This window comes from Plantactinospora sp. BC1, assembly GCF_003030345.1.
In the GTDB taxonomy this organism is placed as follows: Bacteria; Actinomycetota; Actinomycetes; order Mycobacteriales; family Micromonosporaceae; genus Plantactinospora.
Genome location: NZ_CP028158.1, coordinates 4,659,589 through 4,682,862 on the forward strand (window position 1 = coordinate 4,659,589; position 23,274 = coordinate 4,682,862).

At 73.2% G+C, this 23,274-nt stretch carries 21 protein-coding genes and 1 tRNA gene; 7 read left to right on the forward strand and 15 right to left on the reverse strand.

Annotation, left to right across the window (positions count from 1 at the left end):
• Positions 1-35: 35 nt before the first annotated feature.
• The 3 genes from C6361_RS20400 to C6361_RS20410 all read left to right on the forward strand — a co-directional run bounded on the left by C6361_RS20400 (position 36) and on the right by C6361_RS20410 (position 4,439).
• The gene (locus C6361_RS20400; RefSeq protein WP_107268678.1) at positions 36-1,133 is read left to right on the forward strand and encodes a resistance to Congo red protein; all 1,098 of its coding nucleotides are present in this window, start codon (positions 36-38) and stop codon (positions 1,131-1,133) included.
• A 134-nt stretch (positions 1,134-1,267) separates the two neighbouring features.
• Entirely contained in the window at positions 1,268-3,844 is a 2,577-nt protein-coding gene (locus C6361_RS20405) for a bifunctional FO biosynthesis protein CofGH (protein ID WP_107268679.1), read from the forward strand.
• A 337-nt stretch (positions 3,845-4,181) separates the two neighbouring features.
• Entirely contained in the window at positions 4,182-4,439 is a 258-nt protein-coding gene (locus C6361_RS20410) for a WhiB family transcriptional regulator (RefSeq protein WP_101367926.1), read from the forward strand.
• Between the two features lie 33 nt (positions 4,440-4,472).
• Here the strand turns inward: C6361_RS20410 and C6361_RS20415 are convergent, their stop codons facing one another.
• Positions 4,473-4,922, reverse strand: a complete 450-nt coding sequence (locus tag C6361_RS20415; RefSeq protein WP_107264217.1) for a metallopeptidase family protein — start codon at positions 4,920-4,922, stop codon at positions 4,473-4,475.
• Between the two features lie 182 nt (positions 4,923-5,104).
• Here C6361_RS20415 and C6361_RS20420 point away from each other — a divergent pair, with 182 nt between their 5' ends.
• Positions 5,105-5,473 carry a DUF3499 domain-containing protein gene (locus C6361_RS20420; RefSeq protein WP_107260521.1) on the forward strand — a complete coding sequence of 123 codons (369 nt, stop codon included), beginning with the start codon at positions 5,105-5,107 and terminating at the stop codon, positions 5,471-5,473.
• A 9-nt stretch (positions 5,474-5,482) separates the two neighbouring features.
• On the opposite strand, the gene C6361_RS20425 is transcribed toward C6361_RS20420, so the two are convergent.
• Positions 5,483-6,130: a CatB-related O-acetyltransferase gene (locus C6361_RS20425; RefSeq protein WP_107264216.1), complete on the reverse strand. Its 648-nt coding sequence runs from the start codon at positions 6,128-6,130 to the stop codon at positions 5,483-5,485.
• Between the two features lie 88 nt (positions 6,131-6,218).
• On the opposite strand from C6361_RS20425, the gene C6361_RS20430 reads away from it, so the two are divergent.
• Positions 6,219-7,256 (forward strand): aldo/keto reductase family protein, encoded by a 1,038-nt coding sequence (locus tag C6361_RS20430; RefSeq protein WP_107268680.1) that lies wholly within the window; start codon positions 6,219-6,221, stop codon positions 7,254-7,256.
• Between the two features lie 15 nt (positions 7,257-7,271).
• Here C6361_RS20430 and C6361_RS20435 read toward each other — a convergent pair whose 3' ends face one another.
• From C6361_RS20435 to C6361_RS20455, 6 genes are all read right to left on the reverse strand, one after another.
• Positions 7,272-8,183, reverse strand: coding sequence for a GNAT family N-acetyltransferase (locus C6361_RS20435; protein WP_107268681.1), 912 nt, complete (start codon positions 8,181-8,183; stop codon positions 7,272-7,274).
• A gap of 119 nt (positions 8,184-8,302) precedes the next feature.
• Entirely contained in the window at positions 8,303-9,124 is an 822-nt protein-coding gene (locus C6361_RS20440) for a TIGR02452 family protein (protein ID WP_107268682.1), read from the reverse strand.
• Between the two features lie 103 nt (positions 9,125-9,227).
• Positions 9,228-11,162: a hypothetical protein gene (locus tag C6361_RS20445; protein ID WP_159079393.1), complete on the reverse strand. Its 1,935-nt coding sequence runs from the start codon at positions 11,160-11,162 to the stop codon at positions 9,228-9,230.
• A 122-nt stretch (positions 11,163-11,284) separates the two neighbouring features.
• Positions 11,285-11,425 carry a hypothetical protein gene (locus tag C6361_RS37090; RefSeq protein WP_159079394.1) on the reverse strand — a complete coding sequence of 47 codons (141 nt, stop codon included), beginning with the start codon at positions 11,423-11,425 and terminating at the stop codon, positions 11,285-11,287.
• A 35-nt stretch (positions 11,426-11,460) separates the two neighbouring features.
• Complete coding sequence (locus C6361_RS20450) at positions 11,461-12,351, reverse strand: oxidoreductase (protein ID WP_107260514.1); 891 nt, start codon at positions 12,349-12,351, stop codon at positions 11,461-11,463.
• Between the two features lie 232 nt (positions 12,352-12,583).
• Positions 12,584-13,564: an aldo/keto reductase gene (locus C6361_RS20455; RefSeq protein ID WP_107268684.1), complete on the reverse strand. Its 981-nt coding sequence runs from the start codon at positions 13,562-13,564 to the stop codon at positions 12,584-12,586.
• Between the two features lie 64 nt (positions 13,565-13,628).
• Here C6361_RS20455 and C6361_RS20460 point away from each other — a divergent pair, with 64 nt between their 5' ends.
• A complete protein-coding gene (locus C6361_RS20460) occupies positions 13,629-14,666 on the forward strand; it encodes a helix-turn-helix domain-containing protein (protein ID WP_159079395.1) in 1,038 nt (345 codons plus the stop codon).
• A gap of 77 nt (positions 14,667-14,743) precedes the next feature.
• Here C6361_RS20460 and C6361_RS20465 read toward each other — a convergent pair whose 3' ends face one another.
• From C6361_RS20465 to C6361_RS20475, 3 genes are all read right to left on the reverse strand, one after another.
• A complete protein-coding gene (locus C6361_RS20465) occupies positions 14,744-15,451 on the reverse strand; it encodes a carbon-nitrogen hydrolase family protein (RefSeq protein WP_107268686.1) in 708 nt (235 codons plus the stop codon).
• A 100-nt stretch (positions 15,452-15,551) separates the two neighbouring features.
• Positions 15,552-17,783 (reverse strand): MMPL family transporter, encoded by a 2,232-nt coding sequence (locus tag C6361_RS20470; RefSeq protein WP_107268687.1) that lies wholly within the window; start codon positions 17,781-17,783, stop codon positions 15,552-15,554.
• A gap of 273 nt (positions 17,784-18,056) precedes the next feature.
• Entirely contained in the window at positions 18,057-18,716 is a 660-nt protein-coding gene (locus tag C6361_RS20475) for a permease prefix domain 1-containing protein (protein ID WP_199853028.1), read from the reverse strand.
• 438 nt (positions 18,717-19,154) lie between these two features.
• Between C6361_RS20475 and C6361_RS20480 the strand changes: the two genes are divergently transcribed.
• A complete protein-coding gene (locus tag C6361_RS20480; protein WP_107268688.1) occupies positions 19,155-20,399 on the forward strand; it encodes an MFS transporter in 1,245 nt (414 codons plus the stop codon).
• A 200-nt stretch (positions 20,400-20,599) separates the two neighbouring features.
• On the opposite strand, the gene C6361_RS20485 is transcribed toward C6361_RS20480, so the two are convergent.
• The 4 genes from C6361_RS20485 to C6361_RS20500 form a co-directional block, all read right to left on the reverse strand.
• Positions 20,600-20,671, reverse strand: a tRNA-Arg gene (locus C6361_RS20485).
• A gap of 93 nt (positions 20,672-20,764) precedes the next feature.
• Entirely contained in the window at positions 20,765-21,445 is a 681-nt protein-coding gene (locus C6361_RS20490; protein ID WP_107268689.1) for a winged helix-turn-helix domain-containing protein, read from the reverse strand.
• 180 nt (positions 21,446-21,625) lie between these two features.
• The gene (locus tag C6361_RS20495; RefSeq protein ID WP_369931444.1) at positions 21,626-22,276 is read right to left on the reverse strand and encodes a DUF305 domain-containing protein; all 651 of its coding nucleotides are present in this window, start codon (positions 22,274-22,276) and stop codon (positions 21,626-21,628) included.
• Positions 22,277-22,302: 26 nt separating this feature from the next.
• Positions 22,303-23,229 carry a DUF3105 domain-containing protein gene (locus C6361_RS20500; protein ID WP_107268691.1) on the reverse strand — a complete coding sequence of 309 codons (927 nt, stop codon included), beginning with the start codon at positions 23,227-23,229 and terminating at the stop codon, positions 22,303-22,305.
• Positions 23,230-23,274 lie beyond the last annotated feature (45 nt).

Here is a 23,274-nt window from a genome sequence, read left to right on the forward strand (position 1 = left end):
ACGCAGGAGTCCGTCACCGCCTTTCAGGGGGAGAGTTGACCAGCCAGCCCGGGCCCGCGCCGAGCGACGCGCCGCAGGCCAGTTCAGTGACCAAGCCGCTGCGCGAACTGATCGCGCTGGTGCTCCTCGGGGCGAACGCCTTCTTCCTGTTCAGCGGACTGATCGAGCTGTTCTTCGGCGGTTGGGAGAACTCCGACTTCGGTGACCGCTCGCTGAGCTCCTTCTACGCGTTCGTCGGCCTGGAGCAGGTCGCGCTGCCGGTGCTCGCGGTGCTGCTCGCCACCCACGTCCAGCCGGTGGTCGGGCAGGCCCGGGTGATCACCCTGGTGGCGCTCGTCGAGTACGCCGTCTCGGTGCTGTTCGGCGGGATCACCCTGCTCGCCGGGATCTTCGGCCTGCTGGCCGAGACACAGTTCCGGCAGGCGTTCACCCGGACACTGGTCTTCGTCGGGGCGTACGTGATCCTGCTCGTGGTGGCCTTCCTGGTCTTCCGGGTGTGGCGGGCGCTCTTCCACGTGTCGAAGCCGAAGCCGCAGCCCGGCCTCTACGGCCAGCCCCAGCCGTACGGCCAGCCCGGCGGTTACGGCCAGCCGACCGGCTACGGGCAACCGACCGGCTACGGCCAGCCGACCGGGTACGGCCAGCCGGGGGTGCCGTACCAGGGCTACCCGCCGGCTGCCGGGCAGCCCGAGCCGCACGTCTACGGTCAGCCGACGGTCTACGGCCAGCCGACCGACTACGCCCCGCCCGCCGGCTACGGCCAGCCCGGGTACGCCCCGCCCTCCTCCGCCCCGCCCGCGTCGGCCCCGCCCGCGCCGTCGTCCGCTCCGCCGGCACCGTCGTCCGCTCCGCCGGCACCGGCCTCCGCTCCGCCGGCACCCGCCTCCGCGTCCCCGGCCTCGGCGCCCCCGGCGCAGCGCGCCGAGCCGTCCGCGCCGTCGGCCGCCCCGAGCCCGTCCGGCACGAGCCCGTCCGAGCCGGACGAGGAGGAGACCGGGCGGACCCAGGTGATCCCGCAGCGGCCGCCGGTCGCCGACCGTACCCAGCGGATCAACCCGGCCAGCCAGCAGCCGTCGGCCGGTGCCCAGCCACCGCCGTCGGACCGGGACGACGACCCGACGCAGCCCCGCTGACGCCGACCGCGACGGCGATCCGGTGCCCGCGCGCACCGGGTCGCCCCGGGCTGTGACCGGACCCACGCCGGTTCCGCCGTCGGCTGTGGGGCCGGCGACCGCGGAGCCGCCGATGTTGCGCCTAGGCTGCACGAGTGGCTGATGGGACTGATCAACCGACCGTCGCGAGCCTGCGCCGGGCGCTGCGTCGGGCGGCCGACGGCCGGGCGCTGGACCCGGACGAGGCGACCGTGCTGCTCGCCGCGCGCGGCGAGTTCCTCGACGAACTGCTGGCGACCGCCAGTCGGATCCGGGACGCCGGACTGGTCGACGCCGGCCGGCCGGGCGTGGTCACCTTCTCCAAGAAGGTCTTCGTCCCGCTGACCCGGCTCTGCCAGGACCGCTGCCACTACTGCACCTTCGCCACCGTGCCGCACCGGCTGCCCGCCGCCTTCCTGGAGCGGGACGAGGTGCTGGCGATCGCGGCGGCCGGTGCCGCGCAGGGCTGCAAGGAGGCGCTCTTCACCCTCGGCGACCGGCCCGAGCAGCGCTGGCCGCAGGCCCGGCAGTGGCTGACCGAGCGGGGCTTCGACTCGACACTGGACTACCTCCGGGCCTGCGCCATCGCGGTACTGGAGGAGACCGGCCTGCTGCCGCACCTCAACCCGGGCGTGCTCTCCTGGGCCGAGCTGCAACGGCTCAAGCCGGTGGCGCCGAGCATGGGGATGATGCTGGAGACCACCGCCACCCGGCTCTGGTCGGAGCCGGGCGGACCGCACTACGGCTCGCCGGACAAGGAGCCGGCGGTCCGGCTGCGGGTGCTCGCCGACGCCGGGCGGGTCGCCGTGCCATTCACCACCGGCATCCTGATCGGGATCGGCGAGACGCCCGCCGAGCGGGTCGACTCGATCTTCGCCATCCGGCGCGGTGCCCGGGAGTACGGGCACATCCAGGAAGTCATCGTGCAGAACTTCCGGGCCAAGCCGGACACCGCGATGCGCGGGATGCCCGACGCCGAGCTGCACGAGCTGGCCGCCACCGTGGCGGTGGCCCGGATCCTGCTCGGGCCGGGCGCCCGGATCCAGGCGCCGCCGAACCTGATCGAGGGGGAGTACGACCTTCTGCTGCGGGCCGGCATCGACGACTGGGGCGGCGTGTCGCCGGTGACCCCGGACCACGTCAACCCGGAGCGCCCCTGGCCGCACCTGGACGAGCTGGCGGCGCGTACCGCAGCCGCCGGGTTCACCCTGCGGGAGCGGTTGACGGTCTACCCCGAGTACGTCCGGCGGGCCGACCCGTGGCTCGATCCCCGGCTCGCCGCGCACGTCGCCGCGCTCGCCGATCCGGCGACCGGGCTGGCGGTCGAGTCGGCCCGGCCGGTCGGCCGTCCGTGGCAGGAGCCGGACGACGCCTTCGTGCCGGGCGGCCGCACCGACCTGCACGCCACCATCGACACCACCGGCCGGAGCGCCGACCGGCGCGGCGACTTCGACTCCGTCTACGGCGACTGGGCGGAGGTGGGCGCCCGGGTCCCGACGCCCGCCCCGGACACCACCGCCCCCACTCCGGCTACCGCCTCCGCCTCCGGTGGCTCCTCCGCCGCTTCGGGGCCGGGGCTGGCGGCCGATCCCGACCTGCGGGCCGGGCTGCGGCTCGCCGCCGACGACCCGGCCGCGCTGCTGGAGCCCCGGCACGAGGCGGCGGCGCTGGCCCTCTTCGCCGCCGACGGGCCGGCCCTGGACGAGCTGTGCCGGATCGCCGACGAGGTGCGCCGGGACGCCGTCGGCGACGACGTGACCTACGTCGTCAACCGCAACATCAACTTTTCCAACGTCTGCTACGTGGGCTGCCGGTTCTGCGCCTTCGCGCAGCGGGAGCGGGACGCCGACGCGTACCGGCTCTCGGTGGAGCAGGTCGCCGACCGGGCCGAGCAGGCGTGGGCGGCGGGCGCCACCGAGGTCTGCATGCAGGGCGGCATCGATCCCAAGCTGCCGGTCACCGCGTACGCCGACCTGGTGCGGGCGATCAAGGCCCGGGTGCCGGGCATGCACGTGCACGCGTACTCGCCGATGGAGATCGTCACCGGGGCGGCCAAGGCCGGCGTGTCGATCCGGGAGTGGCTGACCGAGCTGCGCGACGCGGGGCTGGACACCATCCCGGGTACCGCCGCCGAGATCCTCGACGACGAGGTGCGCTGGGTGCTCACCAAGGGCAAACTGCCGGCCGCCACCTGGGTCGAGGTGGTCGGCACCGCGCACGAGCTGGGCATCCGGTCCAGCTCCACGATGATGTACGGCCACGTCGACCACCCCCGGCAGTGGCTGGGCCACTTCCGGGTACTGGCCGGGTTGCAGGACCGGACCGGGGGCTTCACCGAGTTCGTCGCGCTGCCCTTCGTGCACACCAACGCGCCGATCTACCTCGCCGGCATCGCCCGGCCCGGTCCCACCTGGCGGGAAAATCGGGTGGTGCACGCCATGGCCCGGTTGCTGCTGCACGGCCGGATCGACAACATCCAGTGCTCCTGGGTCAAGCTCGGCGACTCCGGCACCGCCGAACTGCTCCGGAGCGGCTGCAACGACCTCGGCGGCACCCTGATGGAGGAGACGATCTCCCGGATGGCCGGCTCGGACCACGGCTCGGCGCGTACGGTGGCCCAGCTGGTGCGGATCGCGGCCGCCGCCGGCCGGCGGGCCCGCCCCCGGACGACCGTCTACGGGTACGCCGGCTGACCGTCGTCGGCGCCGCCACCGAATGCCTTCGACAGGGCGCGCCGGGCGCGCCACGCCGGATATCCGACGCAACTCGCCGGGCGGGCGTTACCCGCACCGGGTCTGAATCGATAGGGCAGGTGTTGCGAGACCCGACGACTCCACGAGTCGTCCGGGCACGCGGTAGGGGTGACTCCACCTAGCAGGTTCGGCTTGACGACGCACGTATAACACACGTGTAATTTCAGTGGGGTCGTTCGTACGGAGCGCATCAAATCGCTACCGGGCGGACAAACACGCCTTCCGCGTGGGGGGTTGCGCCGGCTGCCGCGCCGGTGCGCGATAAGGAGGCAACTGGATGGACGGCCGACTCGAGGTGGCCGACCTGCTCGGAAATGCTCCGGAGTGGCAAGAGCGGGCGCTCTGCTCGCAGACCGATCCGGAAGCGTTTTTTCCCGAGAAGGGCGGCTCGACCCGCGAGGCGAAGCGGATCTGCTCCCGGTGTGAGGTCAAGGCCGAGTGTCTGGAATACGCACTCGGGCACGACGAACGGTTCGGGATCTGGGGCGGGTTGTCCGAACGCGAACGGCGCAAGTTGAAGCGTCGCGTCGCCTGAGCGGCCGCGCCCGGGTGGTGGGGGCCGCCCGGGTCAGGCCAGCTCGTCGGGATCGACGCCGAGCAGGTTCGCGACCTGCTCGATGATCACATCGTGCACCAGGTCGGCGAGGTCCTCGCGGTCGATCGCGCGGAACTCCAGGGGGCGACGGTAGAGCACGATCCGGGGTGGCACCTCCTGGCGCCCCGGGCGCCCGGGCAGCAGCCGGGCCAGCGGGACCTCGCCGTCCTCGAGTACGTCCGAGTCGTAGACGTTGAGGTCCGGCGGTACGTCCTCGACCGCGAACTCGACCCCGGCCAGTTCCTTGGCGAACCGCCGCTCCAGGGTCTCCACGGTGTCCAGGACCAGATCGTCGAAGATCTCCGATTTGGTCCGGGCCAGCGGGACGGTGGCCGGAACGAGTCGGCCACGCAGCCCGCGCCCGTGCCGGTCCCGGCGCGACCGGCGCCCGGAACCCGGCCGGCGGTTCTCCGGACTGGACATCTGCACCCCGCTTCACTCCTCGTGGACAGCCGCCCACGACGACAGGGTAGACCTGGTCCCTTCAAGATCGGCTCGGGGATTCGGCCGTGTCGGAGCGGGACGCCCGGAATGTGATCACCGCTACCGGCGTGTCGCATGCCCAAGCGTGGTGGCGGAGCCGGTAATGGAGATACCGTGCCGCCGTGAGGTCACCACGGCGTTGCTCCCGCAACGGCTGCCCCCGACAGGCCGTAGCCACGCTGACCTATGTCTACAACGAGTCCACAGCCGTGGTGGGCCCGCTGGCGGCCTTCGCCGAGCCGCACACCTACGACCTCTGCGAGCCGCACGCCCGGAGCCTGACCGCCCCCCGGGGCTGGGACGTGGTCCGGCACGAGGGGGAGTTCGAGCCGCCCCCGCCGACCACCGACGACCTGGTGGCGCTCGCCGAGGCGGTCCGGGAGGCGGCCCGGCCGGCCCCGCCCCGCCCGGACGAGATCGAGAGCGACCAGCACCACGGTCAGCAGACCGGCCGGCGCGGCCACCTCCGGGTCATCCCGCCCAGCCACTGACCGGCCGCCCTACCGGGCCCCGGGCGCCACCGCCGCCAGGTCGGCGACGCTGCCGGCCATGATCGTGCGGACGTGCGCGGTGAGGTGTTCCAGCGGCCAGTCCCACCAGGCCAGCTCCAGCAGCCGGCTGACGTCCTCGTCGCCGTACCGGCGGCGGATCAGCCGTGCCGGGTTGCCGCCGACGATGCCGTAGTCGGGTACGTCGTCGACGACCACGGAACCGGCGGCGACGACCGCGCCACTGCCGATCCGTACCCCCGGCATCACCGTCGCCCGGTAGCCCAACCAGACGTCGTGGCCGACCACGGTGTCACCCCGGCCCGGCAGCCCGGTGATCAGGTCGAAATGCTCCGCCCAGGAACCGCCCATGATCGGGAACGGGAAGGTCGACGGGCCGTCCATCCGGTGGTTGGCGCCGTTCATCAGGAACCGGACGCCCTCGCCCAACGCGCAGAACCTCCCGATGACCAGCCGCTCCGGGCCGTAGTGGTACAGCACGTTGCGGGTCTCGAAAGCGGTCGGATCATCCGGGTCGTCGTAGTACGAGAACTCCCCGACCTCGATCAACGGGGAGGTGACCAGCGGCTTCAGCAGCACCACCCGGGGCTGCCCGGGCATCGGGTGCAGCACGTCCGGGTCGGCCGGAATTCCGGGCATCACGATCGCCTCCTCGGTGACGTACCCATGATCGCAAGCCGGTGCCGCCGCCAGTACCATTTCGGGTCCGTCGATAGGCTGAGCCGCCATGGAGCACCGTCATCTGGGCCGCAGCGGCCTGCTGGTCAGCGAGATCACCTACGGCAACTGGCTCACCCACGGCGAGCTGGTGGCGAGGGAGGCGGCGCTGAGCTGCGTACGGGCCGCGCTGGACGCCGGGGTCACCACCTTCGACACCGCCGACGTCTACGCCCGGGGCGCCGCCGAGGAACTGCTCGGCGAGGCACTGCGCGGGGTACGCCGCGAATCGGTGGAGATCGCGACCAAGGTCTGCCTGCCCACCGGAGACGGCCCCAACGACCGGGGTCTGTCCCGCAAGCACGTCTTCGAGTCCTGCCACGCCTCGCTGCGCCGGCTCGGCACCGACTACGTCGACCTCTACCAGGCGCACCGCTTCGACGACCGGACGCCGCTGGCGGAGACGCTGCTCGCCTTCGACGACCTGGTCCGGCAGGGCAAGGTGCGCTATCTCGGCGTCTCCGAGTGGACGGCGGCGCAGATCCGAGCCGCCCTGGAGATCGCCGACCGACTCGGGCTGCGCAACCGGATCGTCGCCAACCAGCCGCAGTACAACATGCTCTGGCGGGTGATCGAGCCCGAGGTGGTGCCGCTCTGCGAGGCGGCGGGGATCGGCCAGATCGCCTTCCAGCCGCTCGCCCAGGGGGTGCTGACCGGCAAGTACCGGCCCGGCCAGGAGCCGCCGGAGGGCTCCCGGGCGGCCAGCGGTGGCCGGGCGCCCACCTTCATCCGCCGGGTACTCGGTGACCGGCTGCTCCGCCAGGTCCAGCAGCTGCGCCCGATCGCCGACGAGGCCGGCCTGTCGATGGCGCAGCTCGCGATCGCCTGGACCCTGCGGCGTCCCGCCGTCAGCACCGCCCTGATCGGAGCATCCCGGCCGGAGCAGGTCACCGAGAACGCGGCGGCGGCCGGGGTACGCCTCGACGACACCCTGATGCGCCGGATCGACGAGACACTGGGCGACCTGGTCGAGACCGACGCCGGCAAGACCGCCCAGATGATGGCGGTCAAGCCCGACTGGGCCGCCCCGGCACCCGCCGTCGGATGACCGGGGCGCGGACGGTCAGCAGACGAGTTCGCGGACCGTCCGGGTCACCGTGCTGAAGCCGGCGGCGGCCAGGAAGGCGAGGTAGTCGCCCTGGTCGGCGTCGGCGTAGTCGAGCAGCCGGGTCACCTCGCCCAGCCGGAGCCACGCGGCGGCCTGGCCGAGCAACCAGCCGCCCACCCCCTGCCGCCGGTGCGACTCGGCGACCCACAGCTCCCCGACGTCCGCCCAGCCGCCGAGCCGGGACATCCGGGCGCCGGTGTCCAGGTTGGTGTCCACCTCGACGAAGCCGAGCACGGCCTCGTCGCGTACCGCCGAGATGCGGGTGCCGTTGCCGCCGACGGTTCGGCGCGGGGCCAGCCCCGGCAGTGGCGGGGGACCGGGGCGCAGCAGGTCGGCGACGTCGGCCACCAGCACGATCTCGGTACGCCCCTCGGCGCGGAACCCGGCCCGCCGGTAGATCGCGGCGACGTGCGGCCACTGCTCGGGTACGCCGTAGACGCCGGGTGCCGGCAGGGCGCCGTCGGCGTACCGGGGGCTGGCGTTCCAGCGGGCGAGCTGGGCGAGGCAGGCGGCGGCGAGCAGGTCACCGGCCTCCGAGGCGTCCGGCCGGTACGGCGCCTCCGGCCAGCAGACCAGCCAGCGGATCTCACCGGCCCCCCGGTACCGCCGTGCGACGTCCTCGTCGCGCCGGTAGCGCAGCAGCAGCGCCGCCGCCACGATCCGGCCCCGCTGCTCGGCGACCAGCGCCACCCGCTCGGCCACCCAGGGGTCGACGACGAACTCGCCGGGCTCGCGTTCGAGTTGGCTGAGCAGCCCCTGCACCGAGACGGAGACGTTGGGGAGCACGGCACCGATGTGCGCGTTGACCAGGGTGGTCACCTGTTCCCGGTCGGAGCGGGCGAACCGGCGCACCGAAATGGACGACATCTGCGGACCTCCACGCGTGGACACGACGCGAACTGGGAGACTCCGCCACCGGTGCGGTACGCCGACCAGGATATCAAGCCTGGGCCGGCGCAGCCGTCGGTCTCGGGCACACCGGGATCCTAGGTGGACTCGCCGACACCGGTCCGGTCGAAGACCCGCCGGAACGCGGTTCGGGTCGGCTCGCCGCGCCCCCGGTCGAGTACGGCGAAGACCACCCGCTCGAACCACGGGCTCTCCCGCAGCGCCTCGGCGAAGGCCGTCGCCACGGTCGCCGGGTCGTTGCCGAAGACGCCGCAACCCCACGCGCCGAGGACGAGCTGCCGGTGCCCGTGACCGGCGGCCACCGCGAGTATCCGGGCGGCGCGCCGGCGCAGCAGGGCCGGGACGTCGGCGACCCGGTCGGGCTGGTTGCGCCGCATCGCGGAGAGGTTGGGCGCCGCCGAGGTCAGGAACGAGACCGGGTACGGCGCCGCCAGCGGGACGCCCGCGTCGTCCCGGAACACGGGTACCTGCGGCGAGTAGACGACCCGGTCGCTGTAGCCGAGGTCCGGGTCGGCCCGGTGCGCGAGGTAGAAGTCCCAGGCGGCCCGGAGACACGGGTAGAGCGCCGAGGCGCGGGCGATGCTCTCCTCCTGGGCCTGGGCGCCGTTGAGGAAGCCGCCGCCGGGATTGCGGGCCGAGGCGAAGACCAGGCAGGCCCGGTCGCCGTCGAGCCGGCGGCACGCCGCCAGGCTGGACTCCCCGGTCACCTCGATCGCGGGCGGCTCGGGCAGCGGCTCCGGCGTGCGCAGCGGTGCGTCGGGCAGCAGCAGCCGGGTGCCGGCGACCGCCCGGGCCACCTCGGCGGCGATGGCCACCTGCCCGCCCTGGCCGGTCCGGTAGGACCCCCGGTCCAGCGCCGCCACCGTCTCCTGGGCGATCGCCCTCAGCCGCCTGCTCACCCTGCCATCCTGCTCGATCGTCGACACCGTCACGACCGGGTTTCGCCGGGCCGGAACCGGGGGTACGGCGGGCGGACCCGCCCGCCGTACCCCCGCCGGTCGGTCAGGGCTGGGCGCGCGGCCCCTCCGGGTCGAGACTGTCGATGAACTCGTGCGGGTGGTCCGCCTCGACGCTGGTCCGGGCGGCCTTCGCCTCCGCCGTCATCTGCGCCGCGACCCGGTCGGTCGGCACGCCCGCCTGCCGGGCGCCGTCGACCACCTCGCCGTACGCCTGGTCGGCGTAGGCGTGCGCGGCGGCGTACTCGTGGCCGGCCAGCGCCGCCTTGGCCCGGCCGAGCAGCCGGTCCGCCGCCGCCAACTCGTCCTGGGCCCGGTGCGCACGGGGCGAGTCGAGGACGTCCGCGGCGAGCCGGTTGGCCGCCTCGTTGTACGCCGCCGTCAGGAACCGGTCGCTGTTGTCGTGGTCGAACTGGCTGAAGTCCCAGTTGAGGTCGATGTAGCTCATCATCGAGTTGGTCTGGTCGCCCGCGCCGACGAAATAGAACTCGTCGGCCGGACCGTAGTCCACTCCGGACGCGCTGTCGTACCCGTCGTGCGGGTGGCTCATCCCGAGATGGTGGCCCACCTCGTGGATGAGTGTGGTGGTCAGCCCGTACCCGGACTCCACGATCTCCGGCGAGATGAACCCGAAGACGTACGTCTGGGTGCCGTCGACGTAGTTGTCGTCGGCGAAGCCGAGGGCCGGGGTGATGGTGCCCTCCGGTACCGCGTAGCTGAACATCGGCAGCTCGTAGTCGACCCGGCCCTGGTCGTCCTGGGTACGGGCCAGCTCCTTGCGGTTCTGGAGATAGAAGTTGGCGAAGCCGGGGAAGCCGGTCTCCGGATAGCAGGAGACGTCCTCCTCGACCGCCAGCCGGTAGCAGCGCTCGGCCTCACCGGTGAACGGGAGGTCCTGGCTGTCGTGGTCGAGCCTGTTGCGCCAGCGCAGCTCGCGCAGCTCGGCGAGGAGCAGGTCCGGCTTGACGTAGGTCTTCGAGGCGTCCACGCCCGGCCAGCCCTCGTAGACGTTGCTGTCCAGGTTGATCGAGCGCGGCGGCTGCGCCGTGGGCAGCTCCGCCGGGTAGAGCGGCGAGCTGGTGAAGAGCAGGTTCAGTGCGACGTACCGGGTGATCAGGCCGAGGTCACCGGCGAGCCGGTCGGGTGCCCGGTAGCCACCGGCGGTGTATTCCCAGGTCGGCGGCATCCGGTAGTCCTCGACGCCGTTGCCGTCGAGGTCCCGCTCGTCGACGTTCCAGTTGGAGGTCCAGGACTCCGGGCCGGCCGACAGGTCGTGGAACCAGACCCGACGGGTGGAGCCGAGCCCGTCCTCCTCGTCCCGCGCCGTGGTACCGCCCCAGGCGATGATCTTGCGACTCTCGCGTTCGACGCCGAAGTTGTATCCGGTGTCCGGGTCCGGCTCGTTGGTCTTGGTGTAGACGTGGAACCGGAAGTCGGACCGCCCGTACCAGTTGATCAGGAAGACGGTGTTCCGTCGGGTGTCCACTCCGGACGGGGGATGTTTGGCCAGCCACCGCTCGACGCTCGGCGCGTCGATGTGGTGGTTGCCGGTGATGTCGAGGACGTTGCGCTGCTGCGCGTTGTACTCCGACTGGAGCGCGGTCAACGGGGCCGGCCGGGCCAGCCGCTTCAGCTCGCCGAAGAACCGGTCCTCGTACCGCCGGTCGGCGTAGCTGATCCGGTAGTCGTATGTGTAGTGCAGGCCCAGCTTCTCCCGGACGTCGTACATCAGCCGGGACCGGACCACCGGTTCGTAGCCGCGCGGCAGTTCCGCCTGGTACGCCGAGCGGGGCACCTGGTCCGGCTCGTAGCCGACGAAGACCACGTTGACCGGTACCCGTTCGGTCAGCCGTGGCTGGCCGCCCGGGTCGAGGTGCGGGTAACGGGCCGTCGCGGCCTGGCTCGCCGGTGCCAGCGACAGCGACAGCACGGTGAGCACCGCCGTGGCGGCCGCCACGGCGATGGTGCGTCTGGTTCTCATTCGGTGACCTTCCGCCGTCCGAGGGGTCGACGCTCGTCGTGGAACTTGCGTCGTCCGAGCGTACGTCCCCTGTGGATGTCAGGCCATCCGTCGGCATCAGTTTCTGCCGACCCGGCGCGGGGCTACTCGGCGGGGTCCCGGCCGGCGCCGTCCTCCCGGGTCAGCTCGGCGAGGTCCTCGGCGCCGAGGCGCAGGTCGACGGTCGCCTCGCCGGACGGCATGCCGGTGGCATCCCGGAGCGGGTCGACCCTGGTCGCGATCACCAGCCCCGCCGGGTACGGCGGCAGCGCCTCTCGGATCAGTTCGGACTGCGCGGTGCGAGCATCGCCGCGACCGGCGTCTTCGCGAAGTCGGTGCTGCTGTCGTAGTCGGTGCTCCGGCTGACGTCGGCCCAGGCGGTGGCCTCCCGGGAGCGGAACCGGGCCGACTCCTCGGCCAGCCGCAGCGCGTCGGAGCCGAGCAGCAGCCGCAGCGGCGGTACGGCGAGCCCGACGAGGTCGGCGATCACCCGGGCGGCCCGTTCCGGGTCGCCGGCCTGCTGACCGTCCATGTCGCGGCGCAGCGCGTGCAGCCGCCCGACGGTCTGCTGGTAGTCCTCGCCCACCTCGGCCATCCGCATCGACGCACCGCCCCAGTCGGTACGGAAGGCGCCGGGCTCGACGATGGTGACCCGGATGCCGAAGGGCCTGACCTCGTTGTAGAGCACCTCGGAGAAGCCCTCCACGGCGAACTTGGCGGCCTGGTAGGCGCCGAGCCCCGGCGTCCCGCCGACCCGTCCGCCGACGGAGGAGAACTGGAGGAAGTGCCCGGAGCGGCGCGCCCGCAGCACCGGCAGGGCCGCCCGGGTGACGTTGACGACGCCGAAGAGGTTCGTCTCGACCTGTGCCCGGAAGTCCTCCTCGGCCATCTCCTCGATCGGCGCGCTGTTGGCGTACCCGGCGTTGTTGGCAACCACGTCCAGGCCGCCGAAGGTCTCCACGGCGGTCCGTACCGCCGCCCGGGCGGCCTCCGGGTCGGTGACGTCGAGGGCGTACGGCCGCACCTGGTCGCCGTACCGGCTGACGAAGTCGTCGAGCTGCTCGGGCTGCCGGGCGGTGGCGAGGAGGTTGTCACCCCGGTCCAGCACCTCCTGGCTGAGCGCCCGGCCCAGGCCCCGGGAACTCCCGGTGATCAGCCACGTCTTGGCCATGCTCTCGATTCCCTTCGGCGCGGGTCGTCGGGTGGGACCGGGTCGGCTCCTCCGTGCTCGACTCTGCTACGCCCGCCGCCGCAGGGGCCGGAAAGCCGCCCGCCGCCACCCGTCCGGCTGAACCCGCCCACCCGGCCGGGGCTTCCCGGGCGACCGGCGCCCCGCGTCGCCGGTCGCCCGGAGTGCGTCCGCCGCCGGTGGTCCGGAGCCGCACGCCTCGGCCGTCGCCGGTTCACCAGGCCCACGCCTCCGGGCCCGGCCCGCCGGAGCCGACCGGTGGAAACAGCTCGTCGAGTCGGGTCAGGGTGCCGGGGTCGAGCGTGGTCCGCACCGCGCGCACCGCCAGGTCGAGCTGGTCGGCCGACCTGGGGCCGACGATCGGCGCGGTGACGCCGGGACGGGACAGCAGCCAGGCCAGCGCGACGGTGGTCGGCTCCTCGCCCAGCTCGGCGCAGAGCTTCTCGTACCCGGTCAGGGCCGCCCGGTGCGGCTCCACCCGCTCGGCGGCGTGCAGCACGCTCCGGCCGGGAACCCCGTCCCGGATCTTGCGGATCGCTCCGGAGAGCGCGCCGAAGTGCAGCGGGGAGTAGGGCAGGATCCCGATGCCGAGGTCGATCGCCGCCGGCACCACCTCCAGCTCCACGAACCGGGTGAGCAGGTTGTACCTGCACTGCTCGGAGACGAGGCCGAGGAAGTGGCGCCGGTCGGCGGCGGCCTGGGCCCGGGCCAGGTGCCAGCCGGCGAAGTTGGACGAGCCGACGTACCGGATCTTGCCCTGCATCACCAGGGTCTCCATCGCCTGCCAGATCTCCTCCCACGGCGTCTCCCGCTGCACGTGGTGCATCTGGTAGAGATCGATCCAGTCGGTGCCGAGCCGGCGCAGCGAGGCGTCGCAGGCGGCGACGATGTGCCGGGCGGAGAGACCGCCGTCGTTGGGCCAGTCGCTCATCGGGGCGTAGACCTTGGTGGCGAGGACGATCCGGTCCCGCCGGCCGGTTTGGCCGAACCACCGCCCGATGAACCGCTCGGTCAGGCCGTCGCCGTCCTCCCGGCCGTACATGTCGGCGGTGTCGACGAAGTTGATCCCCTCGTCGTACGCCCGGTCCAGGACGAGGTGGCTCTGCTCCTCGTCGAGCTGCCAGCCGAAGTTCATCGTGCCGAGGCAGACCCGGCTGACGGTCAGGCCGGTCCGGCCGAGGTGGGTGTATTCCATGCCGGGGACGGTACGTCCGGGTTCCGGCTGGTCGGGAGCCGTTCGAGCGTGCTCGAATGGCAGCATGCTGCGGATCGAGTTCGCCCCGGCCGACCTGGCCCGGCTCAGGTTCGCGCACTCGCCGATGGTCGAGGTGCTGACCAGCCTCTTCGTGCTGGACCGGCCGGCCAGGTTCTGGATGTACGCCGGCTGGCGGCAGAGCGTCCTGCCGGCGCTCGCCGACGCTTCGCTGGGTACCCTCCGGGCGCTGGCCGCCGCACCGACCTGCCAGGTGCCGGACTTCCTCACCCCGGTGCCGGCCACCGCCCGGCCGACGCTGGACGAGGAACTGCGGGTGATCGCCGGCACGGCGCTGGACGTGGTCGCCGCCGAGGTGCACCGGACCTGGGCCGGGCACCCGGCGCCGCCGGAGATCGTCCGGTTCGGCACCGACCCGGCCGGCGGCCTGGCCGAGCTGGTCCGGGAGATCCGGCGGTACTTCGGGCTGGCGATCGCGCCGGTCTGGCCCCGGCTGCGGGCGGCCGCCGAGGGTGAGATCGCGCACCGGGCGCTGACCGCCGCCGAGCGCGGCCCCCGGGCGCTGCTGCGCGGCCTGCACCCGGAACTGGACTGGGACGGTACGGCGCTGCTGCTCGGTTCGGCCAAGGAGCGGCGGTGGGGCCTGGACGGGCACTCGCTGACCCTGCTGCCGGCCGGGTTCGCCGGCCCGATGCTCTACCCGGTCACCGACACGCCCACCGGCCGGGCGCTCTGGTATCCGCCCCGGGGGTACGGGCGGCTCTGGGCGGCGCCGGTACCGGCCGGACCGGGGGTGTCGGCCGAGCCGCCTCCGCCAGCCGAGCCCCCTCCGCCGGCCCTGGCCGCGCTGCTCGGCCCGACCCGGGCGGCGGTGCTGACCCTGCTGGCGGTGCCGCACAGCACCGGCGAGGTGGCCGACGCCCTGCGGCTGGCCCCGGCGACCGCCTCGCACCACCTGACCACGCTGCGGGACGCCGGTCTGGTGGTCGGCGAGCGGGTCGGCCGGCGGCTGCGCTACCTGCGTACCGGGCTGGGGGAGCAGCTCGGCGGTGCGGCCGGTACACGCCCGGCGGGACGGGCCTAGCGGAGCGGAGTGCCCTGTCCGTCGCCCGCCCGGGAGTACGGGGGCGGCGGGTTCGAGGAGTTCGTCGCCGGCCCCGGTCAGCCGAGGGTCGCCGTGGCGAGGGCGCCCGGCTCGGGTCCGGCCTCGGCGACCACCCCGCCGTCCGGAGCCCAGATCCTCGACCGTCCGGCGGCGTCGGTGTAACCGCCGCCGGTACGGCCGGCGAAGCTGGCGATCGCCACCCAGACCCGGTGGGCGGCGGCGACCCGGCGGGCCCGCTCCTGCTGCACGTGCCACTGCGCCGCCGAGTCCAGCGCGCCCGCGACGTACGCGTCGATGCCGAGCGCGGCGGTGTCGGCCGCGTGCCGGGGTACCCCGGTGTCCTTGCAGACCGCGAGCCCGAGCCGCCAGCCGGCCACCTCGACCACCGCCGGTGCCTCACCGGGAGCGAAATGCTCCGGCTCGGCCCCGCCCAGCCACATCTTCCGGTACGCCACCCGGGCGCCGTCGCCGTCGACGGCGAGGACGCCGATCTGCGGCCGTCCTCCCGGCCGGCCCGGCACCGGGGCACCGACCAGGGCCACCGCGCCGGTCTCCGCGCAGGCCGCCACGATCGGGGCGAGCCGGGGGTCGTCGGCGTCGACCGGCGCGGCGTCGAACTCGTACCCGGTGAGCGACATCTCGGGAAAGACCACCACCCGGGTCCGGGCGGCCCGGACCGCCTCGGCGTGGGCATCGGCGTTCGCCGGCACGTCGTACGCCAGGCAGCCCGGCTGGGCGACGGCGATGGTCAGCGGCTCTCGCACGCGCCCGATCGTAATCCGGAGCGCGGCACGCCGTCCGGGCCGGAGGTGGTGGGTCCGGGCCGGAGGTGGTGGGACCGTCCGGCCCGGACGACGCCGCCGGTCAGACCAGAGTGGACCTCGGCGTCCCGGTCGCGGCCCGGGTGGCCGGCTCGGGGCGTTCGAGGGCGACCCGGGGCAGCCAGCGGCCGAGCCAGGACGGCAGCCACCAGGCGCGGGCGCCGAAGAGCTGCATCACCGCGGGCAGGATCAGGCAGCGGATGACGAAGCCGTCCACGAAGATCGCGACCGCCAGGCCGAGCCCGAACTGTTGCAGCATCCGGCCCGGGTCGAAGAGGAAGGCGCTGAAGACCACGATCATGATGGCGGCGGCGGCCGTCACCACCCGCCCGGTGGTGGCCAGACCCTCCCGGATCGCGCCGGAGGCGTCGCGGTGCCGCTCCCAGTGTTCGTGCATCCGGGACACCAGGAAGACCTCGTAGTCCATCGAGAGCCCGAAGACGATCGCGAAGATCAGTACGGGTACGAACGCCTCGACGGGACCGGGCTGGACGCCCAGGTTGCCGTACTGGAACACGTAGGTGATCACGCCGAGCGCGCTGGCCACGCTGAGCAGGTTGAGCAGCGCCGCCTTGACCGGGATGAGCAGGGAACGGAAGACGAGTACCAGCAGCAGCGCCGACAGCCCCACCACCACGACCACGAAGAGCGGGAGCCGGTCGGAGACCGCGTCGGCGAAGTCGACCGCCGCCGCCGTACCGCCGCCGATCGACACCTGCACGCCGGTGTTCCGCTCCACCGGCGGCAGCACCTCGGTGCGGAGCCGCTCCACCAGGTCCATCGTGGCCGCGTCCTGCGGGGCGGAGGTGGGGAAGAGCAGCAGCGTGTGCAGTTGCCCGTCGGGTGCCGGGAACGGCGGGGTGACCGTCGCGACCCCGGCCGCCCCGGCCAGGGCGCTGCCCACCTCGGTCGCCGCCGGCTGGCCGCCCTCGACCACCACCACCAGTGGACCGTTCTGCCCCGGGCCGAACCCGGTCGAGATCAGGTCGTACGCCTGCCGGCTGGTCGAGGTCGGCGCGTCGCTGCCGGCGTCGGCGAAGCCCAGCCGCATGTCCAGGGCGGGTACCGCGAGCAGCACCAGCAGCGCTGTGGGGAGCAGCAGGGCCAGCCAGGGGCGGCGCTGCACGAACCCGGACCAGCGCCGCCACCCCGTGCCCTCGGCCCGCTTGGCCCGCTCGGCGCGGCGCCGGACGGCGCGCTCGACGCGGCCGCCGACGATCCCCAGCAGCGCCGGGAGCAGGGTCAGCGAGGCGAGCATGGTGACCAGCACCGTCAGCGCCACCGCCACGGCCACGCCCTGGAGCGAGCCGAGGCCGAGGACGACGAGGCCGAGCAGGGCGATCACCACGGTGCAGGCGGCGAAGAAGACGGTACGGCCGGCGCTGTCCAGGGCGATCCGGGTGGCGGTGGCCCGGTCGGCGCCGCCCAGCAGCTCGGACCGGAAGCGGGAGAAGACCAGCAGCGCGTAGTCGATGCCGACGCCGAGCCCGACCAGCGCCATCAGCGGGGCGGTGTAGTCGGCGATCGTCGCGACGTGCGAGGCGAGTACGACCAGGCTGAGGGTGCTGCCCACCGCGAAGATCGCGATCCCGATCGGCAGCGCGGCGGCGAGCAGGGAACCGAAGAGGATCACCAGGATGACCAGGGCCGCCAGCAGGCCGGCGCCCTCCGCCGCGCCACCCTCGGACTCCTGGGCGGCCCGGACCGGGTCACCGGCCAACTCCACCCGCAGCCCGTCCCCGGCTGCCGCCTGGGCGGTCTCGATGACGGCCCGTACGTCCTGCGCCGGTACCTCCTCGCTGGGTCTGTCCAGGGTGACCGTGGCGTACCCGATGGTGCCGTCGGCGGAGACCGCCTGCGGGGCGTCGTACGGGCTGGTCAGCTCGGCCACCGAGGCCATCGCGCGTACCTGGCCGAGCATCGGCTCGACGCGTTGCCGGACCTCGGCGGTGCCGATGCCGCCGGGGTGGTGCAGGACGATCTGGAGGCTGCCCGCCGTCTGCCGTGAACCGTGTTCCCGGAGCGTGTCGGTGGCGGCCTGTGACTCGGTGCCGGGCAGCGAGTGGTCGTTGTGGTAGTCCGCGCCGACCGCCTGGGCCGCCACGGCGAGGCCGACCAGCACGACGACCCAGCTCAGCAGGGCGGCCCAGCGCCGCCGGTACGCCCAGCCGGCCACCCGGGCGAAGAAGCCGGCCCTGGCCGCCCCGGCCCGGCCCGACCGGTCCGGCGGTGCCTTGCCGTCGGGCCGCTCGGCCGGAGTTGATTCGGTGTGCATTGTCCGCTCTCCTCGCGTTCTCGGGTCCGCCCGCTGCTCGCTCCGCGCACCGCTCGTCGATGGGTTAGCAATCTACATGTAGCATAACTACATAAGCGGCGACGGCTCGCCGGGGCGCGGAGCGGCGCAGGGGTGGCGTGCGAGAGACGACGGGAGCGGTGCGGGTGTCCAAGCTGGACAGCGAGGGTTCTGCCCTAGGGGCGGGGTCTCAGCGGCAGCGCGGGATCAGCGGCAGGGGGTCAGTGGCGGGGCGGGATCGATGGCAGTGCGGGATCAGCGGGAGGTCGCCGCGCGGGCCGTCGCGAGGCAGCGTGCCCCGTTGCGGGCCACCAGGAGCATCGGCAGGATCAGCACGACCACGGCGATCGGCAACCGGACCAGACCCATCGGTCCGGTGATCGGGCTGACGAGCGCGAGCATCAGGCCGATCGTGCTGAAGGTGCCCGCCACGGCGAAGGCGAAGATGCCGGTGAGCCGGATGTGCCGGGGGTTGGTGCCGAGTCGACGTACCCCGGTGCCGGAGGCCCAGACGGCGAGCAGCGCGACCACCACGGCCAGCATCCCCAGCCAGCTCACCAGCACGTCGAGCACGCCGGCCAGCCCGGGCATCGGGTCGGGTTCGGCCGCCTGCCAGGCGACCAGGTGCCAGATCGGCGGCTGCGCGACGAGAATGCCGAAGGCCAGCAGCGCCGTTCGCCGGCCCTGGGCGAGCGCGAGTTCGGCCTGGTATCCGGGGGCGATCCGGGAGACCTCACCGAAGTCGTGCACCGCGCGGCGGGCCGCCGCCTCGGGTGGCAGACCGAGCTCCGCGTACGCCTCGGTCGCGTCCACCAGACTGTCCCGGGCCTCCCGGAGCAGGCCGCTCTTGACCCGCCGTGGCCCTCGCAGGGCACGGTCGAGTTCGGCGAGGTATCCGTCTATCGGGGCGGCCACGGCTCACTTTCGCTGGGTACCGGTGCCCCAGTATGCCCGGCTCGACCGGCCGGGTGGAACGCAGCCGACCCCGAGATTCCCCTGAACAGCAGCCCCTGACCGGACGTCCTCCTGGTCGGGGTCGAGTGCGGTGAGGTGTCGCCGACACCGGGACCGTGCGAGACGATGGCTGGGTGAGACGTGTCGCGGCTCGGTCGAAGGTGACCCTGGAGGACGTGCGCGATCGACCGCCGGACCGGATACTCGCGGGCCGCCCGCGAGTTCGGCCTGGCGGACATCGGCGACGTCGGCCAGTTCCGCCGCGAGGACGCCTACCGGGCCGCGCAGCGGATCCTGCTGACGTCGGATCCTGGTGCTGGGAGCGCTCCCGCGTCTAGCGTCCGGTCCCTATCCGCTCCGCCGAGCGGGGCGAGGCGGACGGACAGGAGGGCGGGACCGATGGGCGAACCCGAACTGGCGACGCCGTCGCAGGGCGAGGTCGCCGACGACGCGCCGGTGCGGCTCGTGCTGGCCTCTCCGCTCTACCGGGGGGCGACGATCGCCCTGTTCCTGTCCGGTGTCGGGTTCTCGGCCGCGGCTCCGCAGATCGCCCGGTTCCTGGTCACCGACCTGGAGAGCTCGCTGCCGACGGCCGGCCTGTTCTATCTGACCAACCTGACCGCACCGGTCGCCGGCTACCTGGTCGGCGCCCGCTCGGACCGTACCGGCCGGCGGCTGGGCCTGTTCCGGCTCTGCGCCGTCGCGGGCTTCCTCGGCTGGGTCGGCATCGCGCTGTCCACACAGTTGTGGATCCCGTTCGCGATCAGCGCGCTCGTGCTCGGCTTTGCCGGCGCCGCGACCTCGCAACTGTTCGCCGCCATCCACGACGAGGCCACCCTGCGTCCGAACCGGGGCAACGACGGCGTGGTCGCCATCGTGCGGATGGCCCTCACCGCCGGCTGGGTGGTCGGACCGGTCGCCGGATCGTTCCTGGCCGCCGAGGTGAACCTGCGCACCATGCTGGTCGTGACCGGGCTCTGCACCCTCGCCCAGGTCGTCCCGCTCGGCGCGCTGCGCACCCCCGCCACCCACCCGGCCCCGTCAGCCGACAAGCCTGCCTCCGGCCACCGCCGGCCACCGGTGAGGGCGCTGTTGCCACTGCTCACCTTCACCGGCCTGTACGTCCTGGTCTACGCCGGAGAACCGATCAAGTACGCCTACCTGCCCATCTACATGAACGATCACCTGCGACTCGATCCCGCGCTGAGCGGAGCGATCATCGGCATCCAGCCGCTCGTCGAACTCGTCCTCATGCCGGTCGCCGTGATCGCCGCCCGCAGGATCGGGACGATCCGCCTCATGACCGCCGCCGCCGGGCTCGGTGTCGCCGCGAACATCTGCTTCGCCACCACCGGCGACGCCGCCGGGCTCCTCCTCGGCCAGGCCCTCATGGGCGGCGTCTGGGCCACCTTCATGACCCTCGGCATCATCGTCGCCCAACGCCTGCTACCCACCGCGGTCGCGACGGCGTCGGCGATCTTCCTCAGCTCCAGCGCCCTCAGTTCCGCCCTCGGCGGTCTCGCCGGCGGCCTCGGCGTCGCCGCCGCCGGCCTACCCCTCGTCTTCCTCATCCCCGCGACGCTCGCACTCGCCGCCGCAGTCGGCCTGGTCGTCATGGACCGCGCCATCGGCTCGACGCTCTGAATTCGGCACGGGCTCCCAGGGAAAGCCATCCCCCGGCCGGCCCCGCGAGGCGGAACGGGGAACCTCGGTACGTATTCGGCACGGACGCTCGCCAACGGCCGATGACGGCCGGACACAGCCGGACACACGAAGAACGCCCCTGACCGGGTCTCGCCTGGTCAAGGGCGTTTCTCTGCTGGTCAAAGGTTTCTTAGCAAGTGTGCCCCCGGCAGGATTCGAACCTGCGCCCCCGCCTCCGGAGGGCGGTGCTCTATCCCCTGAGCTACGGGGGCTCAGCGACCCAGGAAGAGTAGCAGGGATCGCCGCCCGGGCACGAATCGGTATCCGCCGTGTCGGTCCCGCCCCACGGACCAGGGAGAAACCCGCTACCGGCCGCAGCTCGGAAGGGGGTGCAGCACGATTCGGGGCGGTAGTCGGCGGGGCCACTCGGCCCGGGTCCAGGAGCCGTCGACCACGACGTGTACGGCCTCTCCCTCCGCTCCGCTGAGCCGGAGCAGGAAGTCCCGGGGGAGGGCCGGGTCGACGTTCGGGGTGGTGATGAGGAACCGCACCCGGCCGCGTACGGAGACCGCGGAGAGGACGTCGGCGGCGGGTACCACGCCGTGCAGCCGGGTACGGCCGATCCAGCACAGCTCGGCCCCGTGCTCCTGGGCGGAGCGCACGATCGCCGGGTACTCCCGTTCCACCCACAGGGCCACCGCGTCGACGCAGAGTCCGCAGGCCCGGTCGGTGGGCTGGCGGGGGCCGAGTCCCCAGGCCCGCAGGTAGCCGCCGACCTCGCTGCTCTCCACCGGCAGCCCGTACCGGCGGTGTACCAGGCTGGCGACGCTCTGCCGGGTCCAGAGTTCGTCGTCCAGTCCGAGCTGGTCGGGATAGCACCCGCGCAGCGTCTCGATCAGTTCGAGTTCCTGGTCGCGGCTGAGCGTCCCCGCCTCGCCGGACCGCTGTCCTCGCCGGACGGCCGCGACCGCGCCGTCCCCGCCGATGGTGTGTCGACGGCACCAGCTGGTGACCGAGCGACGTCCGTCCCGGAGAGCAACCGTCATGTCTAGGACAACGACGGCAGATCCTGACTGGTCACGTTATGTATGGAGAAAGCTCGCCAAACCGGGCAAGTAGCCAAAGTCCACCCTTAACAGGCGTGACCCTCCGGCACCGGTAACGCAACCGGCGGCCGCGCCCCGAGGGGAACGGCCGCCGGATCAGGCGGATCGGGTGGGCCCGGGTCAGGGAGTGCCGATCCGGCCCTGGAGGCTGCGGACCAGCTCGATCTCCTTCTTCTGCCCGGCGACCATGGACTCGGCCATCTCGGTCACCTGCTCGTCGTCGGAGAGGTCGAGGATGCCCTCGGCCATGTGGATGCCGCCGAGGTGGTGGTCGAGCATCAGCTTCAGGAAGAGGGCGTCGAAGTCACGGCCGGTGGCGGCCCGCAACTCGGCCCGCTGGGCGTCGGTGGCCATGCCGGGCATCAGCCCGTTCTTCACCGCACCGGCGGCGTCCGGCATCCAGGCCATCCGGGGCTCGCGGCCGGTCGGGCCCAGGCCCCAGTCCTTCAGCCAGGTCTGCATGACACCGATCTGACCCTGCTGGGTGAGCGCGATGTCGGCCGCCAGGACCCGTACGTCCGGGTCTGCGGCCTTCTCGTGCGCGAGGATCGCCATCTCGACGGCCTGGGCGTGGTGCGACGACATGTCCCGGGCGAACCCGGCCTCGGGCGAGCCGTCGCCGGGGCGGAGCAGGCCCGGGGCGAGCAGTCCGCCCGCGAACCCGAGCAGCAGCCCCAGCAGGATGGCGAGGGCCAGTGCGGCGGTGCCGGCGCTCCGCCGACCCGAGCCACGGCCGGCGACCTCGTCATCCGGGGCGGCGGCGGTCGCCACCGCCCCCTGTTCGGTGGTCACGCCGATCAACCGCCCGCCGGGGGCACCGGCTGCTGCTGCTGCTGGTCACCGGGGACGTTGTCCCGTGGCGTCGTACCGGTGGCGGTGATGCCGCCGGAGCAGGTCGCCTGCGGCTCCATCGTCGCGTTCTGCCGCAGCGCCTCGATGAAGTCGTCGATCCGGCCGTCGGTGGGGCTGTCGAGCTTGAGCTGGTAGCCCCAGGCCTGCAACGAGATCGGCTTGTCGAGGTTCTGCACCGGGCTCATCATCATGAACTCGTTGCCCCGGACCTTGCCGGCCAGCTGCTCGACCTGGTCGGCGGGGAGGTCGGACCGGTAGGTCACCCAGACCGCGCCGTGCTCCAGGCTGTGCACCGCGTGCTCGTTGGCGATCGGCGCGTCGTAGACGTCGCCCATGCAGTTCTGCCAGGCGATGTTGTGCGAGCTGCCGACCGGCGGGTTGATCTTGTAGGTGAGCGGGCCGGCCACGTGGGACTCCTTGCCGGGCAGCGGGTTCACCGCCGAGGGGTCGCTCTCCCGGAAGTTCACGATCCCGTCGATCGCGGCCGCCTTGTCCTCCCACTTCTTGCCGTTCTGGATCACCGCGTACGCGCCGTACCCGATGATGGCGGCGGCGACGACGCCGACCGCGACGAAGAGACCGATGGAACCCCACGAGCGGCCCTGGCTGACCCTGACCGGAGTGACCGGACGCCGCTGCTGGGGCTTCTTCCCGCCCCCGCCGCCGGAGCGGCCGGCCGGCACCCGGGCGCCGGAGCCGGACTTGGCCCCGGAGCCGGACCTGCCGGTGGAGCCGGACTTGGCGGCCGTCCCCGCGGGCTTGGCCCCGGCCCCCTTCTCACCCTCGGCGGGCTTACCGCCGGCCGGCGCCTTCTTGCCGGTGCTGACCACGGACGGACGGCGTTGTTCGCCGCCCGAGGTGCTGATGCTCATGGTCCCTCGTCAGGTCGGTCGGTCAGGGGATGGCGGGCCACACAC